This window comes from Neisseria sp. P0021.S007, from assembly GCF_051956855.1.
In genome coordinates, this window is sequence record NZ_JBQCXA010001274.1 from 1 (window position 1) to 506 (window position 506).

1 pseudogene is annotated in these 506 nt (G+C 46.6%); it reads right to left on the minus strand.

Annotated features, from left to right (window positions below):
- Positions 1-505 (minus strand): annotated as a pseudogene (locus tag ACTHUR_RS18700) (hypothetical protein); the annotation flags it as partial.
- Position 506 lies beyond the last annotated feature (1 nt).

Consider the following 506-nt stretch of genomic DNA (forward strand, 5'->3'; position numbering starts at 1 on the left):
CCAACAAACCGAGCCAGTAAAGATGGTCGCTCATCTTTTCATAGATTTGTTTACGATCGCCCATAATCTCCTGCATCATTTCCCAATATTGATCTTTTTGCAGTTTCACACGGTCTTCATAAATCAAAATATTGGGTTGGCTGCCGCCAAAAAAGCGCGTTTCGGTACTACTGAGGCGGGTTTTCAAATCCCGCAGTTTCGAACGGCCGCGGATGAAATCCTTAAACCATGTACGCGCCGCCTGCATTTTACCGATACGTTCCGGCGAAGCAGAAAGCAATGCAAACACGATAGATGCTGCGGCAGTAATCATAAACGTACTGGCCGGAATCAAAAATTCGGGCGACGATGAAAAAATAAACGCGCCCGAAATCATCAGCGCAGAAACAATAAAACCATTCAGCGAAATCATAATATTTGCTTTGGTTGCCGCCAGCGCCAACAATTCCATCTCCGAGCGTACGGCATTGCGGAACATGGTTTCCACGCCCTTATTCGTACCCAAC